An 18,273-nucleotide genomic window follows, 5' to 3' on the forward strand; every position below is an offset into this window, starting at 1 on the left:
TAAGCTTCATCTCGACTTAATCAGGATCTGTATCGCACTCACAAATTTCAAACGTCTTCGGTTGAAACGTTAATTCTTGCCGAGTCATAAAAACACACTCCGAACCATGAAACTGCATACCCGGCTTAAGCGCAAAGATTAAAAAATGAACCGGTGGGTTTGTAAAACAGCTACATGTCAAAACATGTCTCAAAACTCTTGAAAGCGAAAATAAAAGCTCTTGATTTAAAATTGATGATTGTCTGAAAATCAAAAGCGTCAGCCAAAGAACGGTTTTACATTTATGGGTTTGTGGAGGTAAATGTAGGAATTATTTTGATTAATGCAAATTTTTTTTCATAAGTTTAGCAAAACAAAGAAAACAGCAATTAATAATTTTATGAACTTTTTATCAACAGCCTTACTTTCTATTACTGTGCTAATTAGCCTTCCGAAAGACAAAGCCAACAAAGAGACCTACAAAGAAGACTACCGCCCGCAGTACCATTTCACGCCGGAAAAGAACTGGATGAACGATCCGAACGGACTGGTGTATTACGATGGCGAATACCACCTTTTTTACCAGCACAATCCCAAAGGAAACGAATGGGGATACATGCACTGGGGGCATGCCATCAGCACAGACCTCGTTCACTGGGAAAATTACCCGATTGCCTTGTATCCCGACAACAACTCGGAAGACAAAGTAGAATGTACGGCCTATTCCGGCTCAGCCATTGTGGATGAAAAAAACCTGCTGGGGAAACAACAGGGTGATACCAAAACGCTGGTGGCGTTTTATACCAGCCAACACTGCGGACAACGCATTGCTTACAGTACCGACAAAGGCCGTAACTGGGAAAAATACGAAAATAACCCCATCATTGCGGTGGATGAAAAAGACGATGCACGCGATCCCAAAGTAATCTGGCATGAGCCAAGTCAGAAATGGGTGATGGCCCTTTACCGGAAATCAACGGACAGTGACAACTCAAAAGGAGTTTCATTCTACACCTCCGACAACCTGGTTAACTGGGAATGGAAGAGCCATATTCATGGCTTTTATGAATGCCCCGACCTTGTTAAATTTAAGGTGGAAAACCGTCCAGACGAAACAGTATGGGTACTGTTTGACGGAGACGGATCCTATCTTTTAGGAAATTTTGACGGAGAAGCATTCACTCCCATTTCAGGGAAGATGAAAAGCGACTGGGGGAAAAATTACTATGCTACACAAACCTGGAGCAACATCCCCGCCTCTGACGGAAGAACCATCCAGATTGCCTGGATGAGAGGAGGCGAATACCCCGACATGCCATTTAACGGACAAATGACTTTCCCCAGCGAACTTAGCGTTCGTCATTTTCCATCCGGCTATAAGCTAATCCGCAAGCCCATCCGTGAAATAGAAACCATCCAGAAGAAAATACTGGAAATAGAAGACAAGAATGTTATTCCCGGCATAAACGACAACAAGGTAAAAAAAGCATCTGGCGACTGCCTCCGGATTGTCGGCGAATTCGATCTGAAAACATCCGATAACTTTGGATTCATGGTAAGAAACAGTGTGAAAAAACCTGGCACCGAAATCCTTTACAATGTAAAACGCGGAACACTCTCGGTAATGGGCATCACCATTCCCCTGCTCCCGGTTGACAACAAAATCCAACTTGACATCCTTCTTGACCGCGCATCTATTGAAGTATTTGCGAACGACGGACAAACCGTGATATCCAATTGTTTCACTCCCGACCTGAAATCAAACGGACTCGTTCTGTTTACCAATGGGGGCGAACTGGGAATCGACAAACTCGACATTTACGAGATTAAGTCTGTTTGGGACAATAAAGACATGAAATAACGCAAGCAACGTTCCGCTTCGTGAATGGATCTCAGAACAATAAAAACGTTATCCGAATCATCATGAAAAATATTCTTCTCATTGCAGTTTTCCTGATGTGCGCGAGTATCACGCATGCACAGGAAAAAATCTACACCCCTGAAGCAAATGCGAAAGAAGACATTAAAGCGGCAGTAAAAGCTGCTGCTGAATCGGGCAAGCACGTCTTCCTCCAAATTGGAGGAAACTGGTGCCCGTGGTGTGTAAAATTTCATCGTTTTACAGAAGCCGACGCAGAGATAAACGATTTTATTCAAAAAAACTTTGTGGTGGTAAAAGTAAACTACGACCCTAAAAACAAGAATGAAGAAGTGCTTGCAGAGCTAGGATACCCGCAGCGTTTCGGATTTCCGGTGTTTGTTGTTTTAGATGGAAAAGGAAACCGAATCCATACCCAAAACTCAGCTTTTCTGGAAAAGGACAAAGACTACGACCGAGACAAAGTATTGCGCTTCTTTAAAAACTGGTCGCCCGCAGCACTTGATCCGGCAAACTACCAATAGAAAATGCAGATAATATTGCACAAAAAAGCTCCGGTTAGATAAACTAGCCGGAGCTTTTTATTATTCTAAACGCACTTTACTTCAATAAGAAACTAAAATCATCGCCTGCTTTCAATTCAACAGGCTCCTGCCCTTTCTTGAAAATCCGACACGGCCTTTCGCCAATCAGCTCCAACTGATCGTTTTCAAGTTTAAACATCGTTCCTTCACGTAAGCCGGCCACATAACATCTCGGGTTTACTTCAATAAATTCCTGTATTCGCTGTTCGCGCGTTTCACCTCCATGTCCTTCAGGGTTGGCATCCAAATAATGAGGATTGATCTGGAAAGGAATCAAACCGGCACACTCAAATCCCAGCGGATCAACAATCGGCATATCGTTCGTGGTTCGCAGCGTCGGGCATGCTACGTTCGAACCGGCACTCCAACCAATGTAAGGAGTATCATTAAATGCCTTTTCACGAATGGGGTTCAGCAATTTATTTTCGCGTAACATGCGCACCAGCTGCCAGGTATTTCCGCCCCCAACAACAATGGCTTCGGCTTGCTGAATTGCTTTTACCGGATCGGCGAAAGTATGGATACCCACCACATGGTGACCTATTTCGGCGAAACGCGATTCTACTTTTTCACAATATTCATCAAAAGAAAAAGTAACCGCCGCATAAGGAATAAACACCGCCGTAACAGGCTTTTCCCCTAAAAACTTTTTTATTTCATTTTTGGGATAATCCAGGTATGCTTCACCCGGCATTGTTGAATTACTAATCAATAATAGTTTCATCGTTTTCTATTCTCCAAATTGTGTGATTCGACATAAAAAGAAGAAAATACAGTATCTGACTGATCCTCAATCAATGTTACTGACTCGTCTTCTCTATTGAGATGCAAGTAGCGAAAAAACCCGGATTCAGGCAATGATAATTGTTTGGTTTCAGCAAACCCACTCACGAAATCGCTCATGTATTTAAATCTTAAAAAACATGAACGGCGGGGGCTGTTTCTTATTTCTTGCTAAATTTGTAAGCTTAAACAAATCAGGGTGGAAGAAAAAAAGAAATTTTACTCGAAACTAAAGAACCAGTACCGTTTAATCATTTACAACGATACCACATTTCAATCGGTGTGGAGCATGAAACTTTCGCGGCTGAAAGTTTTTACGGCCACCAGCTTAATGTCGGCCATTATTGTTGTTTTGGTGATTTTGCTGATTGCAACTACGGGGCTGCGCGAATACATTCCGGGCTATCCCAAGGCCGAATACCGGCAAATGCTGATCCGAAGTGCACTGAAAGTGGATTCGCTGGAAATGGAGCTGGCCAAACGCGATCGATTTTTCAAAGGGATACAAACCATTATGTCGGGCGAAGTTCCGGAAGACGACCATATTGTGGAAGCCGAATCACGCTCGTCGGAAGTGGAGTTTCAGCAATACAACCACGATTCAATTTTCCAGGATGAATTACTGGCCGAACAGCTCAGCCTATCGTTACAGCCGGAAAACGACAACAAAACAGACATAAGCCGGATGCACTTTTTTGTGCCCGTAAAAGGAGTGGTTACAGAGCATTTCAATTCGTCGTCTGATCATTTTGGAATCGACCTGGTTAGCGAAGCCAATGCCAGAATCTCGTCGGTACTGAACGGAACCGTTATTTTTTCGGGCTGGACATTAAAAACCGGATATTCTATTTATGTTCAGCACGAAGGAAACCTGGTTTCGGTGTACAAACACAATTCGGAATTGCTAAAAAACGAGGGCGACCAGGTGAGTGCCGGCGAAGCCATTGCTATTATTGGAAATACGGGAGAGCTTTCAACCGGGCCACATCTTCATTTCGAACTATGGCACGACGGAAAAGCCCTGAATCCCGAACATTACATTGATTTTTAGAAAGAAGCATGAAACAAGTACTTGTCTGCCGCCTGGCGGATCACCCACAAGGACCGATATACCATGCGAAAAATTCGTCAGCCGACGGGTTAACAGTAAAAATTAGAAATATTTACAGATGAAGAAACGAGTCGCTATTTTAGGATCAACCGGCTCCATAGGAACACAATCCCTCGAAGTAATTGCGCAGAACCCCGGGCTCTTTGAAGTGGAAGTGCTAACGGCCAACAACAATGTTGACCTGCTGATTCAGCAAGCCAAGATCTTTCAGCCCAATGTGGTGGTAATTGCCAACAAAGAGAAGTACCAACTGGTTTCGGAAGCACTGGAATCGGAAGACATAAAGGTGTATGCCGGCAACGAAGCACTGGCACAAGTGGTTGAAATGGACACCATCGACCTGGTGTTAACTGCCATGGTGGGATATTCGGGCCTGCTGCCCACCTACAACGCCGTTAAAGCAGGAAAGCACATTGCACTGGCCAACAAGGAAACGCTGGTGGTAGCTGGCGAAATTATCACCAAAGCAGCGCTGGAAAAGAACGTTGACCTACTCCCCGTAGATTCGGAGCATTCTGCCATCTTCCAGTGCCTGGTAGGCGAATTCATGAACCCGGTGGAGAAGATTTACCTCACCTGCTCGGGGGGGCCTTTCCGCGGAAAAACATTGCAGGAACTTGAACAGGTAACTGTAGACGATGCGCTGGCCCACCCCAACTGGGACATGGGCGCTAAGATCACCATCGACTCGGCCACTCTGATGAACAAAGGTTTTGAAGTAATCGAGGCCCGCTGGCTGTTTGGGCTTCCGGCCTCCAAAATTGATGTGATTGTTCATCCGCAATCCATCATCCACTCCATTGTTCAGTTCGAAGACGGATCGATGAAGGCCCAAATGGGATTGCCCGACATGAAGCTCCCGATCCAGTATGCCATGGGATTTCCCAACCGGATAAAAAATAAATTCCCGCGCTTCAACTTCCTTGACTACCCAAGTCTCAACTTTGAACAGCCTAATACAAAAATTTTTCGTAACCTTGCACTCGCATTCGAAGCCCTGGATAAAGGGGGAAACATGCCCTGTATTTTAAACGCAGCCAACGAAGTAGTGGTGGAAGCGTTTCTAAATAAAAAAATCAGGTTTCTGCAAATTCCGGAGATTATTGAAGCAGCCATGAACAAAGTGGCTTTTATTGAAAAACCCGGATTGGAAGACTTAATTGAAACCGACAACGAAACAAGAACAGTAACCAAGTTGTTAACTGGAAACGGAAATTAAAAAACTGGAATGGAATCGATATTAATTAAAACTACACAGCTTCTTTTAAGCCTTTCTATTTTAGTGGTTCTGCACGAGGCAGGGCACTTTATGTTTGCGCGCCTGTTTAAAACACGCGTCGAAAAATTTTACTTGTTTTTTGATCCCTGGTTTTCGCTTTTCAAAGTAAAAAAAGGCGAAACCGAATACGGAGTTGGCTGGTTGCCATTAGGCGGCTACGTTAAAATCTCCGGAATGATTGACGAATCAATGGACAAGGAAGCGATGCAACAACCACCGCAGCCCTGGGAATTCAGGTCAAAACCCGCCTGGCAACGATTGCTGATTATGCTGGGAGGTGTTCTAATGAACTTTATTTTTGCTTTTGTCATCTACATTGGCGTACTCTACATCTGGGGCGAGGAATACCTGCCAACCGAGAATGTAAAGTACGGGATTGTGGTGAACGAAACCGGTGAAAAAATTGGCTTTAAAACCGGCGACAAGATTCTTACCGTCGACAATCAATACATTGAGGAGTTCCACAAAATCGTCCCCACCATTGTTCTGGATGAAGCCAAAACCGTGCAGGTGGAACGCGACGGGCAAAAGATAGACGTTGAAATTTCGGGAGAAGACATGGCCCTGATGTTGAAAAGTAAAGGGATCTGGACCATACGCGATCCTTACGACATCAGAATCGGAAAGCTAGCCAAAGGTTATCCGGCAGCAGAAGCAGGTCTTCAGGAGAACGATGTTTTGGGAGCTGTTGATGGAAACTCGTTTGAGTTTTACGATCAGTTCAGTACTTACATGGCATCCCAAAAAAACTCGGAGGTATCTTTGGAAATTACCCGCGACGGTCAGAAAATGACCAAGACGGTTAAAGTTAACGAAGAAGGCAAACTGGGTTTTAACGCGGCATTTAACAACCCCGATATATTTGAATGGAAAACACTGAAATACGGTTTTCTTGAATCCATCCCGGCAGGAATAGACCGTGGTGTTCAAACTACCATAAATTATCTGAAACAGTTTAAACTGATCTTCAACAAAGAAACAAAGGGATATGAGTCGCTCGGAGGGTTTGCCACCATCGGTAACATTTTCGCTCCCACCTGGAACTGGGCACACTTCTGGGATATGACGGCATTTATCTCGATCATTCTGGCCATTATGAACCTGCTGCCGATACCGGCGCTCGACGGTGGCCACGTAATGTTCCTGTTCGGAGAAATCATCACCGGAAGAAAACCGGGCGAGAAGTTTTTGGAGTATGCTCAAATAACCGGGATGATATTATTGCTGGCATTGGTACTTTATGCAAATGCCAACGATATAATTAAGATGATTAACGGAACATTTTAGCAAAATATTTCTATTTTTGTCACGAACCAATTAACAAAGTATCATGAATCTATTTGTATTAGCAGGATTTATTGGGCCGCAGGAAATTATTATCATCCTGATTATTGTATTGCTTCTGTTTGGTGGCCGTAAAATTCCGGAGTTGATGAAAGGCCTTGGAAAAGGAATGAAGGAATTCAAAAAAGCTACCAAGGAAGGAGACAATGACGATGATGTTTCGGAACCAGGAAAAATTGAAAAGTAATCAATATCCCATCAAATAATGGAATCCCGTTCTTTCCGAACGGGATTTTTTTGTTTCTTTTTATTGCCTGGTCTCCAAATTGACACGGGCTATCTAAACCATTAGAATGGTAAGATTTTTGTTAGTAAGGTTCGGAACCAAAAAATCTGAATGCTATGAAACTCAAAATTAACATCCTTGCTCCAATTATTATATTGGCAGTATTTCTGTTCTCTTGTAATAACGACTCAACCAATCTGCGAAAAAAGATCACTGGAAAGGCAGGTGAAATGGTGGTTGTCATTTCAAAAAACGCCTGGGAAGGAAGCCCCGGTGAAGCAGTTCGTGCAACCTTGTCGCAGCCACAGATCGCCCTCCCGCAGGAAGAGCCGCTTTTTGATGTGATTGATGTCCCGCACGAAGCATTCAAAGACATTTTCAAATCTACCCGCAACATCGTTCAGACAAATATTTCGCAGAATGTTGAAACAGAAGGCGTAACTTTTACCGATGATGTTTGGGCATATCCGCAGGCTACTGTACAAATTAAAGCAAAAACGTCCGACCGTTTTGTGGAGCTCTTCAACGAAAACAAAGACAAAATTCTGTCGTACTTTCTGGCTGCCGAACGCGAAAGAGTTACCATGAACTACAAGAAAACCTACGAAAAATCGGTTTTCAATATTTTGAATAAGGATTTTGGCGTTACCATGCATGTTCCTCCGGGCTTCAGAGTAATGGAGCAAAAAAAGGATTTCCTTTGGGTTCAGTACGATTCGCCTGAGATTTTCCAGGGCATCGTTATTTATACCTATCCTTTTGTTTCCGACAGTGCATTCACGGTTAATTACCAACTTCCCATTCGCGACAGCTTGCTAAAAGCCAACGTTCCGGGCCCGTCTGACGGAAGCTATATGTCGACGGAAACAAGGGTCGACCAGATTTTCAATGTCACCAAACACAACGGAAACTACGCGGCTGAAATGCGCGGATTGTGGAGAGTTGCCAACGATTTCATGGGTGGCCCTTATATCGCATTGTCAGAGTTGGATATGGAAAACCAACGGGTTATTAACGCTTTTGGTTTTGTTTACGCGCCAAGTAAAGACAAGCGCAACCTGCTCCGCCAGGTGGAGGCAATGATTTATTCGCTAAAACTAAATAACCAGAAAGAAAACGATACGCTTAACAAGCAATCGGATTTTGAAGTCAACATTGAAGGTTAAGAAACAACACATACCAATAAGAAGGCCGGGGAAACAAAGTTCTCCGGCCTTACTTTTATAATATAGTGCAATCGCGTTATAGGCGCGCTTAAAAAGCTGCTTTTACAATTTCTTTTACGTTATCGGAAATGCCGTAAGTATAAATATGGAGCGAAGGCGCTTTATGCGCGACCAAATCTTTCGACTGGTAAATAGCCCACTCGGTTCCTACTTTTTGTGCCTGGTCGTTGGTTTTACATTTGGCCAGTTCTTTCGACAGCTCCATCGGTAAGTCGATGTTGAATATCTTGGGAAGAACCGTCAGCTGGTTCACCAGGTTGATTGGTTTAATTCCCGGAATAATCGGCACCGTAATTCCCATGGCACGACAACGGTCCACAAAATCGTAGTAAACCTGGTTGTCAAAAAACATCTGCGTTACAATGTAATCGGCGCCTGCATCTACTTTTTGCTTCAGGTAGTCCATGTCAGAATCCATGTTTGGCGCTTCAAAGTGCTTCTCCGGATAACCGGCCACTCCGATACAGAAATCCAGCGGCATATTGTTTTTCAGATCACCATCCAGGTATTTTCCTTTTCCCAGATCCTTGATCTGCTCCACCAACTCGTTGGCATTCGCATGTCCGTTTTCGGTTGGGTGAAACACGCTTTGCCCTTTTATTCCGTCACCCCGTAAAGCCAGCACGTTGTTAATGCCCAGAAAATTGAGATCGATCAGCACATGTTCGGTTTCACTTTTGGTAAAGCCTCCGCACAAAATATGCGGCACCACCGGAATGTTGTATTTATGCTGAATGGTGGCAGCTATTGCTACTGTTCCCGGGCGTTTGCGAACGGTACGCTTCACAATCGAGCCGTCTTTCATTTCCTTGAATTCCACCTCATCACGGTGGGTGGTAATGTTGATATACTTTGGATCGAACTCCGTCAGGCTCTCAATGGTCTGATACAGTTTCGAAGCATCGTTCCCTTTCAGGGGCGGCAAAAGTTCGAACGAAAATACGGTACTTTTTGCTGCTTTTATGGTGTCTATGACCTTCATTGTCGGTTTATCTTTTGAATTGCAAATGTAATAAAATCGTACCCTTTGGTATGAAATCTCCTTCCTTTCGAAGAAAATTGCGCATTAATTTAACCGAAGATTTTCATGCGTTCGCATTTATACGACAGCAGGTTTCTTTCTGTTCCCGTTTGAATTATTTATAATTCAAATTGGTCGGCAGAAATTTCTCAACAAAGTCGATGGGTTTGCCTTTTCGTTTGGCGTAATCAGCCACCTGGTCGATTCCGATCTTCTCCAAACTAAAATACCGCGACTCGGGATGTACAAAGAACTCTCCGGATACCGAAGCATTGGGATACATCGCAAAATGCTCGGTAAGCGAAATACCCACTTCTTCTGCTTTGATCAGCTCGAAGAGGTTTTCTTTTTCCGAATGTTCCGGACAGGCAGGATAGCCCAGCGCCGGGCGAATTCCCTGGTATTTCACTTTCAGAATATCATCCAGCGAAAGGTTCTCTTCAGGTACATAGCCCCAGTAATTTTTACGGACTTCCAGGTGCAACCATTCTGCAAAAGCCTCACTTAGCCTGTCGGCCAGCGCTTCCAGCATAATGGCTTTGTAATCGTTGTGCTCGGCACGGTACTGGTCTTTCCATTTTTCGATACCAATTCCGGCAGTGGTGGCAAAACCTCCGCAATAGTCGATTTTTCCCGATTCAAGCGGTGCTACAAAATCGGCCAGGCAGAAATTCGGCACCCCGGCTTTTTTCTTTTCCTGTTGCCGGATATGATAAAAACGGCCGATTTCTTTCGAGCGAGTTTCGTCTTCAAACAACACCACATCGTCGCCATCGGCATTGGCCGGCCAGATCCCGAAAGCAGCATTTGCCTGCAACATTTTCTTTTCGATTATCTCGTCCAGCATTTCATTGGCTTCCTGATAAAGCTTCTGAGCTTCTTCTCCTTGTTTTTCGTCCTTGAAAATATCCGGGTAATGTCCTTTCAATCCCCAGGTGATAAAGAAAAAGGTCCAGTCGATGTATTTTCGCAGTTCTTCCAGCGGGAAGTCAATCAAATGTTTTACCCCCGTGAGATTCGGTTTATAAATCGGGGTATTGTTCCAGTCGAGATTGAATTTATTGGCGCGGGCTTCATTTAGGGTCAGGTATTCCTTGGCTTTTCGCTGCCCCTGAAACTGCCGGATGTTTTCGTAATCATCGCGAACCGATTTTAAATAAGCTTCATTCTTCGCAATCAGGTTCGATACCACATTTACTGCCAGCGACGCATCTTTTACATGAATCACCGGGTTCGAATATTCGGGCTCAATTTTTACCGCCGTATGAATTTTGGATGTCGTGGCTCCGCCAATCAATACCGGAATGTCCATTTTGCGGCGTTCCATTTCTTTGGCAACGTCCACCATAATCTCCAGCGATGGCGTAATCAAACCACTTAGTCCGATCACATCCACCTTATGTTTCACGGCTTCATCCAGAATTTTTTCGGTAGGCACCATTACTCCCAGGTCGATGATTTCGTAGTTGTTACAACCAAGTACCACACCAACAATGTTTTTCCCAATGTCGTGCACATCGCCTTTTACCGTAGCCATCAGCACTCTTTTCTGTGCGGTTGAATTCTTGAATTTTGCTTTATCCGCTTCTATGTAGGGCAGCAAATAGGCCACCGCCTTTTTCATTACACGCGCCGATTTGATCACCTGTGGAAGAAACATTTTTCCGGCACCAAAAAGTTCTCCTACGATGTTCATCCCGGCCATTAGCGGACCTTCGATAATAGTCAGTGCCGGCGAATATTTGGTGAGCGCTTCTGCCATGTCTTCGTCCACATGCTCGGGCAATCCTTTTACCAACGCATGACTGATGCGTTCTTCCAGCGGCAGTTCGCGCCATTCGTCTTTTTTCTCTTCTTTCTTATCACTTACCTTCATCGTTTCAGCAAACTCGAGCAAACGCTCTGTTGCATCCGGACGACGGTTCAGTACAATATCTTCAATCTTTTCAAGGAAATCTTTCGGAATCTCGTCGTAAATCTGCAACATACCGGGATTCACAATTCCCATGTCGAGACCCGCTTTGATGGCATAAAACAGGAAGACCGAGTGCATCGCTTCGCGCACCACGTTGTTTCCGCGGAACGAAAAAGAAACGTTGCTGACACCGGCACTCACCTTTGCAAAAGGCAGGTTTTCCTTGATCCATTTCACCGATTCAATAAAAGAAACCGCGTAATTGTTGTGCTCTTCGATCCCTGTCCCGATCGTCAAAACATTGGGGTCGAAGATGATATCCTGTGGAGGAAAATGTACTTTTTCAGTAAGAATTTTATAGGCACGCGTACAAATTTCCTTGCGGCGTTCGGTATTGTCTGCCTGCCCTTTTTCATCAAAAGCCATTACAATAACCGCCGCGCCGTATCTTTTTACCGTTTTTGCCTGCTGAATAAAAGCTTCCTCGCCCTCTTTCAAACTGATGGAGTTTACGATCGCTTTCCCCTGCAAACACTTCAAACCGGCTTCAATCACGTTCCATTTCGACGAGTCGATCATGATCGGCAGTTTGGCAATATCCGGCTCAGCCATAATAAGGTTCAGGAAAGTAGTCATTTCCTTTTCGGCATCCAGCATCGCGTCGTCCATGTTTACATCGATCACCTGTGCGCCGTCCTCTACCTGCTGCCGGGCAATGGTCAGTGCTTCTTCGTATTTTCCTTCGCTAATCAGACGGGCAAATTTCCGTGAACCGGCCACGTTACAACGCTCGCCAATGTTCATGAAATTGGTATTTTCGGTAATCGTCACTGGCTCCAAACCACTCAGTTTCATGTTTGTTCCGGGATCGACCAAATGGTGCGGCCGGGCTTTGGCAGCCAGGTCGGCAAAAGCATGGATGTGGTCCGGAGTAGTTCCGCAACATCCTCCGATGATGTTTACAAAGTTATTGTCGAGGTAATCTTTGATGTAACCGGCCATGATCTCCGGCGACTCGTCGTAACCGCCAAACTGGTTGGGCAGGCCCGCATTGGGATGCGCGCTGATGTGGAAAGGCGCCTTTTTTGAAAGCTCTTTTACATAGGGGCGGAGATCGCTGGTCCCCAACGAACAGTTCAAGCCGATACTCAGCAAATCGACATGCGACACCGAATTCAGAAAAGCTTCCAGCGTTTGTCCCGAAAGCGTGCGTCCGCTGGCATCGGTAATTGTTCCGGAAACCATCAGCGGAAGTTCAATTCCGCGGGCTTCCAATGCTTCCTCCACCGCAAAAATGGCGGCTTTGCCATTCAGCGTGTCAAAAATGGTTTCGATCAGCAACAGGTCAACACCTCCGTCCAGCAAACCTTCTACCTGTTCGCGGTAAGCCGTTTTTACCGTATCAAACGAAACAGCCCGGTAGCCCGGGTCGTTCACATCGGGCGAAAGCGACAAGGTTTTGTTGGTAGGCCCGATGGAGCCGGCGACAAAGCGTGGTTTCTCCGGTGTTTTTTCGGTAAACTCATTGGCAAGCGCCACCGCCAGTTCCGCCGAAGCTTTGTTCATTTCATAAACAAGCGCCTCTGCACCATAATCGGCCTGCGAAATGCTGGTGGCATTAAAAGTATTGGTTTCCAAAATATCGGCTCCTGCCTCCAGGTAACGCCTATGGATTTCTTTTATGATTTCAGGCTTTGTGATTGAGAGCATGTCGTTGTTTCCCTTCTGATCGTTGGGAAAATCCTTCAAGCGCTCTCCGCGGTAATCTTCCTCTGTCAACTTGTATTCCTGAATCAAAGAACCCATAGCGCCGTCCATAACAAGAACGCGTGTTTTAAGTTCTGTTCTGATGTCTTTCCGTCTGTTCATTCAAAGTATTTGCTTTGGGGTTGATCCCCATGTATTTTATATTCACTTTTTTCTAACCGCAGCCACAAAGTTAAATAAACTACCCCACTGAATTCACAGTTTGGCAGTATTTACCTCGTTTGTAAACTGAAACTTGCACAAAAACGACAGTTGTTCATTATAACCATCGCCCGGAGGAAATGTTTTCAGGCATTCTTGCGGTGGAAAATTTGTTTTCCTGTTCTGCTGACAAATTCATCTTTTTGTGCTTAATTTTGCCACACTGCCTGTAACTACTCCAGCCTGCCCAAAAACGAAAGGAAGAAGCATGAGCAAAAACATCCGATATTTAACCACTGTTATTTCTGTAACACTAGGATTACGTTTGTTTTCCATGTCGATCATCATTCCGTTTCTGTCAGCTTATGCCATGAACCTTAAAGGCGGAAGCCCTGCACTAACCGGCTACGCACTCGGAATTTTCGGACTCACACAAGCTGTTCTCCAGATTCCGTTTGGCGCATTAAGCGACCGCATCGGTTATAAAAAAGTGATGCTGGCCGGGCTTGTAATGCTGATAGCCGGGTTGCTCACTGCTGCTTATGCCACCACCGTTGGGTGGCTTATTTTTGCCCGTGCCCTGCAGGGAAGCGGCGCCATTGTTACCGTTGGCTATTCGTGGCTGTCTTCGGTTGCGGGCGATGCCGATCGCGACCGAATACTCACCCGGCTCGGAGCCTTGCTGGCCACTTTTACCATGTTATCCTATGTGCTCGGTCCGCTTGTTCATATTGTGCTGAATGTTAGCCAAATGTTTGTGTTCTCTGCCTTTCTTATTGTGGGCTGTTTTATTTGGGTACTTACAAGCACCCGGCAGGTAAACCCGGCTTTGCGAAAAGAACAGGCCGAAAAACACAAGGTGAAATCGGTTTTTAACCTGGCCCATCTTCGAAGAAGCCTGCTTCTTACCTTTAACAACCTGCTCATGATGGCTTTCTTTTTTATGCTTCCGCTTTTACTCGAAGGACATCTTGCCACCAACCAAATGTGGATTGTTCTGAGCCCTGCTATCTTGATTGCCATCGCAGTTTTGCCTTACTTTTCAAAACGGGCCTCGCAGCAAAACCCCAAAACAGTGTTAACCATTCTGTTTTTACTGATTGCTGCCGGTTTTCTCGTCATCTATTTCCGAACCGTTGTGTCAATCGTTATCGGCACCATCCTGCTGATGATGGGCGTTTTCTCCATCTCGTCCATTGTTCCGATGCTGATAAACCGCGAAATTGACAACCGCCAACGCGGGAAAGGCAACGGAGTAATGGTAAGCTTACAATACTTTGGATCGTTTTTGGGCGCCGCTGTTACCGGAAAACTGTGGGGCTGGGGCCCCTCCGTAGCATTTGGTTTTGCCGGAGCCGTGATTCTTGCCGGAATCGTCCTGATCAATTTTCAAAAGAAAGCGAAAGCGTAAAAGTTTGCTCTGATGCTCCGTTGCCAAATGAAGCCGGAAACCCGTGTTGAGTTTCCAACTTCATAAGTGGGCTACTATTTTTTAACAGACCATCCTGTTTTCAGCCCAAATACAAACCAGCCAAGATACAATGCGCCCACCGCAAATATTGTATCGCCGATTACCCGTAACCAACGAACTGTTTCCAGCGTGGGTGTTTCCAGAAATTCGGCCGAACGGGCGTACCACAATCCGTGTTTCACACTGGCAACGGTTTGGGCCAGGCCAACCGGAAGCACGCTTAAAACAACCATTAACAGCAGTCCAATATTCAGCATCCAAAATGAAAGGCGTATATTTTTTTCTTTCCACGTTACATTCAAATCCATGTCTCGCAAAACAAAGAGCATAAGACCAATCCCCAGCATTCCGTAAACCCCAAACAAGGCAGTATGTCCGTGAACCGGGGTTGTATTCAAGCCCTGCATGTAGTAAAGAGCAATGGGCGGATTGATCAGAAAACCAAAGATACCGGCGCCCAAAAAGTTCCAGAAAGCCACCGAAACGAAAAAGTAGATCGGCCATTTGTAGGCTGAAACCCATTCTTTCGCCCTGCTCATTCGTATGTTGTGGTAGGCCTCAAAACCCATTAGCACCAGCGGAACTACTTCGAGCGCACTAAACGTTGCCCCAAGAGCGAGCACCGCAGTGGGTGTTCCGGTAAAATACAAGTGATGAAAAGTCCCTAAAATTCCGCCGGAAAGGAAAATAATGGTCGAGAACAACACACTGGAAGTGGCTATTTTTGCCTGAATCAACTGCATCCGCACAAACAGGAACGCAATGGCTACCGTAGCAAAAACCTCGAAGAAGCCTTCCACCCAAAGGTGCACCACCCACCAGCGCCAGTACTCGGCAATCGCCAGGTGTGTTTGCCGCCCCCACATTAAGCCGGCGGCATAAAAAGCGGCAATGGCCACCGAAGCAATCAGGAACATCGTCAGTAAATGACGGTTCTCGTTTTTTGCCTTTATGGCCGGCCAGATCGCTCTTCCCATCAACAACAGCCACAAAATCAGTCCGATAAACAGGAATATTTGCCAGAACCGTCCGAGGTCAACATATTCGTATCCCTGATGCCCGAACCAGAAGTTTTCTACCAGCCCCAGTTTCTGCATCACTCCCATCCATTGCCCGGCCAGCGAGCCCACAACAATAATCAGCAATGCAATAAAAAGAAAGTTAACTCCGAAACGTTGAAATTTTGGTTCTTTCCCCGAGATTGCGGGAGCAATAAACAAGCCGGTAGCCAGCCACGAAGTGGCGATCCAGAAAATAGCTAACTGAATGTGCCAGGTGCGGGAAATGGAGTACGGCAATACATCTGCCAGTGGCAGCCCGTAAAAACCGAGCCCTTCCACTCCGTAGTGCGCCGTAATAACACCCATTAATATCTGTACCAAAATCAGGGCGGTTACTACCCAAAAATATTTTAAGGTCGCTTTCATTGAAGGGGTGAGTTTGGTCCCCGACAAAGGATTCACCTTTGGAACAACATGATCCTCTTCCTCTTCACGGTTCGTAGCGTAATACCAACCCAGCAGGCCAATGCCAAACAGCAAAATAATCACACTAAAGCCGGTCCACAGCAGCAGCGCCCCCGTTGGTTCGTTGCCCACCAGTTTTTCGGGCGGCCAGTTATTCGTAAAAGTAATTTCCATGCCGGGCCGCTCGGTTACCGTTGCCCACGAAGCCCAAAAGAAAAAAGCGTTCATTTTCCGCATTCTTTCCGGGTCTTTTATTGTATTGGCCGGAATGCTGTAAGCTTCACGTAAATGTGCAAGCTCCGGATCGTTCATAAACAAACCGCCATAATGCGCACTGTTGCTTTGGATAGCTTCTGCCCGCACTGCTGAAATTGTTGTGTTCTTCGACTGCGTGTCGTAAGTATTCTTTCGCAGTTCGTTTTGCAAACGCTTCTGCAACTGGGCCTGGTTTTCATCGGGCAGGTCGTCGTATCTTTTTGAAAAATCATCCAACGACCACTTATTCAGAATAAAAACAGCTTCGCGGTGCAGCCAGTCGGCGGTCCAGTCGGGAGCTTTGTAGGCGCCGTGCCCCCAAACAGTTCCGACTTCCTGCCCTCCCATCGATTGCCAAACATTCTGGCCATCCTTGATATCTGCCGCGGTAAATACCACCGTGCCATCTTCGGTGACCACTTTTTCAGGAATGGGAGGCGCTTCGCGATAAATTTCCCGGCCATAATATCCAAGTATTCCAAACGAAATAACCATAACCAGGATAAAACCGATCCAAAGTTTCTTTGAATTCATAAGATTGATTTTTATTGTTTGTGGGAGCAAATATAAAATAAAATCATAAAAGGACCCTGCTATCCTTTTATAAAAAAATTATATCTTTGCCAAAAAACAGAATTATGGAAATTAATTTGAATACTTCAGTTGGCGAAATTGTAAAAGGTAACTACAAAACAGCCCGGATTTTTGATCAGCACAAAATTGATTTTTGTTGTGGTGGAGCCATCAGTGTTAAAGATGCCTGTGTAAAAGCAAATGTTTCGCAGGAGGTTTTACTGGAAGAGCTGGAAACGGTTTTTCTTACCGATGATCCCGATTCAAAATACATCGACAGTTTAGGCCTCGATCAGCTAAGTGATTATATTGTGGCACGACATCATTCGTATGTAAGCCAGAACATTCCCTTTCTTCAGCAAAAGCTTCAAAAACTTTGCGATGTACACGGCGAAAACCACCCGGAGCTTTTCAAGGTAAAAGATCTGTTTAACACCGCGGCCGGCAACCTGACCATGCACATGCAAAAAGAGGAGCTGGTACTTTTCCCGTATATCCGGAAAATGGTTCAATATAAAAACGGCGATACCAGCATTGCCAACGAATTTGGAGGTGTAAACGGCCCAATAGAAGTAATGTTGCAGGAACACCAGGCCGAGGGCGAGCGCTTTTTCGAAATCGCGGACCTAACTTCTGACTATACCTGCCCGCCCGACGGATGCAACACGTATCGCATTACTTATCAGACTTTAAGCGACTTCGAGCAGGATCTGCACCGACATATTCATTTGGAGAACAACATTTTATTTTTGAAAGCATTAGCTTTGGAAAAAGAAATTATTTCCAAAAACTAAAGACATGTTAGCAAAAAGTACCGAATATGCCATACGGGCACTGGTTTATGTTCAGCTTAAAAACTGGGAAGGAAAGCGACCCGGAGTAGTTGAAATTGCACGCGAAATTGAAGCGCCCGAGGCATTTTCGGCCAAAATTCTGCAAACCCTTACCCGGCATCAGTTGCTTGACTCGGCAAAAGGACGTGGCGGAGGCTTCTTTTTTAACGACGAACAAACCGAACTTTCGCTTTACAAGATCATTCATGTAATGGAAGGCGACGGATGTTTTCATCGCTGCGGATTTGGGCTGAAATCGTGCAACAACAACAATCCATGCCCCTTGCACGATCAGTACAAAGTGGTTCGCGACAGCTTCTACGACATTGTCCGGAAGGAATCGATTCAATCTCTCTCGGAAAAGATCAAAAAAGGCGAAGCCGTGTTAAAACGTTCGATTACTTAAACCCAAAAAATAAC

The 18,273-nt window shown here is 45.3% G+C and carries 14 protein-coding genes; 10 read left to right on the plus strand and 4 right to left on the minus strand.

The window, feature by feature from the left end; translation table 11 throughout:
- The first annotated feature begins 379 nt into the window (after positions 1-379).
- Together D1614_RS06845 and D1614_RS06850 are read left to right on the plus strand one after the other, a co-directional pair.
- Entirely contained in the window at positions 380-1,840 is a 1,461-nt protein-coding gene (locus tag D1614_RS06845; protein WP_162304438.1) for a glycoside hydrolase family 32 protein, read from the plus strand.
- Between the two features lie 62 nt (positions 1,841-1,902).
- Positions 1,903-2,382 (plus strand): thioredoxin family protein, encoded by a 480-nt coding sequence (locus D1614_RS06850; RefSeq protein WP_119437151.1) that lies wholly within the window; start codon positions 1,903-1,905, stop codon positions 2,380-2,382.
- Positions 2,383-2,458: 76 nt separating this feature from the next.
- On the opposite strand, the gene pepE is transcribed toward D1614_RS06850, so the two are convergent.
- On the minus strand, positions 2,459-3,166 hold the full coding sequence (pepE, locus tag D1614_RS06855) for a dipeptidase PepE (RefSeq protein ID WP_119437152.1): 708 nt from the start codon (positions 3,164-3,166) through the stop codon (positions 2,459-2,461).
- Positions 3,167-3,424: 258 nt separating this feature from the next.
- Here pepE and D1614_RS06860 point away from each other — a divergent pair, with 258 nt between their 5' ends.
- The 5 genes from D1614_RS06860 to D1614_RS06880 all read left to right on the plus strand — a co-directional run bounded on the left by D1614_RS06860 (position 3,425) and on the right by D1614_RS06880 (position 8,351).
- Positions 3,425-4,276 carry a M23 family metallopeptidase gene (locus tag D1614_RS06860; RefSeq protein ID WP_241558088.1) on the plus strand — a complete coding sequence of 284 codons (852 nt, stop codon included), beginning with the start codon at positions 3,425-3,427 and terminating at the stop codon, positions 4,274-4,276.
- A gap of 118 nt (positions 4,277-4,394) precedes the next feature.
- Positions 4,395-5,555, plus strand: a complete 1,161-nt coding sequence (locus tag D1614_RS06865; RefSeq protein WP_119437154.1) for a 1-deoxy-D-xylulose-5-phosphate reductoisomerase — start codon at positions 4,395-4,397, stop codon at positions 5,553-5,555.
- A gap of 9 nt (positions 5,556-5,564) precedes the next feature.
- Entirely contained in the window at positions 5,565-6,902 is a 1,338-nt protein-coding gene (gene rseP / locus D1614_RS06870; RefSeq protein ID WP_119437155.1) for an RIP metalloprotease RseP, read from the plus strand.
- Between the two features lie 43 nt (positions 6,903-6,945).
- The gene (gene tatA / locus D1614_RS06875) at positions 6,946-7,146 is read left to right on the plus strand and encodes a twin-arginine translocase TatA/TatE family subunit (RefSeq protein ID WP_175579270.1); all 201 of its coding nucleotides are present in this window, start codon (positions 6,946-6,948) and stop codon (positions 7,144-7,146) included.
- 155 nt (positions 7,147-7,301) lie between these two features.
- Positions 7,302-8,351, plus strand: coding sequence for a DUF4837 family protein (locus tag D1614_RS06880; protein ID WP_119437157.1), 1,050 nt, complete (start codon positions 7,302-7,304; stop codon positions 8,349-8,351).
- 88 nt (positions 8,352-8,439) lie between these two features.
- Here D1614_RS06880 and metF read toward each other — a convergent pair whose 3' ends face one another.
- Both metF and metH read right to left on the minus strand, forming a co-directional pair.
- A complete protein-coding gene (gene metF / locus D1614_RS06885; protein ID WP_119437158.1) occupies positions 8,440-9,393 on the minus strand; it encodes a methylenetetrahydrofolate reductase [NAD(P)H] in 954 nt (317 codons plus the stop codon).
- Positions 9,394-9,547: 154 nt separating this feature from the next.
- The gene (gene metH, locus D1614_RS06890) at positions 9,548-13,216 is read right to left on the minus strand and encodes a methionine synthase (protein ID WP_119437159.1); all 3,669 of its coding nucleotides are present in this window, start codon (positions 13,214-13,216) and stop codon (positions 9,548-9,550) included.
- Between the two features lie 307 nt (positions 13,217-13,523).
- On the opposite strand from metH, the gene D1614_RS06895 reads away from it, so the two are divergent.
- Positions 13,524-14,666: an MFS transporter gene (locus tag D1614_RS06895; protein ID WP_147384061.1), complete on the plus strand. Its 1,143-nt coding sequence runs from the start codon at positions 13,524-13,526 to the stop codon at positions 14,664-14,666.
- Positions 14,667-14,740: 74 nt separating this feature from the next.
- Here D1614_RS06895 and D1614_RS06900 read toward each other — a convergent pair whose 3' ends face one another.
- The gene (locus D1614_RS06900) at positions 14,741-16,981 is read right to left on the minus strand and encodes a nitric-oxide reductase large subunit (RefSeq protein ID WP_119437161.1); all 2,241 of its coding nucleotides are present in this window, start codon (positions 16,979-16,981) and stop codon (positions 14,741-14,743) included.
- 104 nt (positions 16,982-17,085) lie between these two features.
- On the opposite strand from D1614_RS06900, the gene ric reads away from it, so the two are divergent.
- Both ric and D1614_RS06910 read left to right on the plus strand, forming a co-directional pair.
- Complete coding sequence (gene ric, locus D1614_RS06905; RefSeq protein ID WP_119437162.1) at positions 17,086-17,814, plus strand: iron-sulfur cluster repair di-iron protein; 729 nt, start codon at positions 17,086-17,088, stop codon at positions 17,812-17,814.
- A gap of 4 nt (positions 17,815-17,818) precedes the next feature.
- The gene (locus tag D1614_RS06910) at positions 17,819-18,259 is read left to right on the plus strand and encodes an RrF2 family transcriptional regulator (RefSeq protein WP_119437163.1); all 441 of its coding nucleotides are present in this window, start codon (positions 17,819-17,821) and stop codon (positions 18,257-18,259) included.
- Positions 18,260-18,273 lie beyond the last annotated feature (14 nt).

It is taken from the genome of Maribellus luteus, assembly GCF_003576475.1.
In the GTDB taxonomy this organism is placed as follows: Bacteria; Bacteroidota; Bacteroidia; order Bacteroidales; family Prolixibacteraceae; genus Draconibacterium; species Draconibacterium luteum.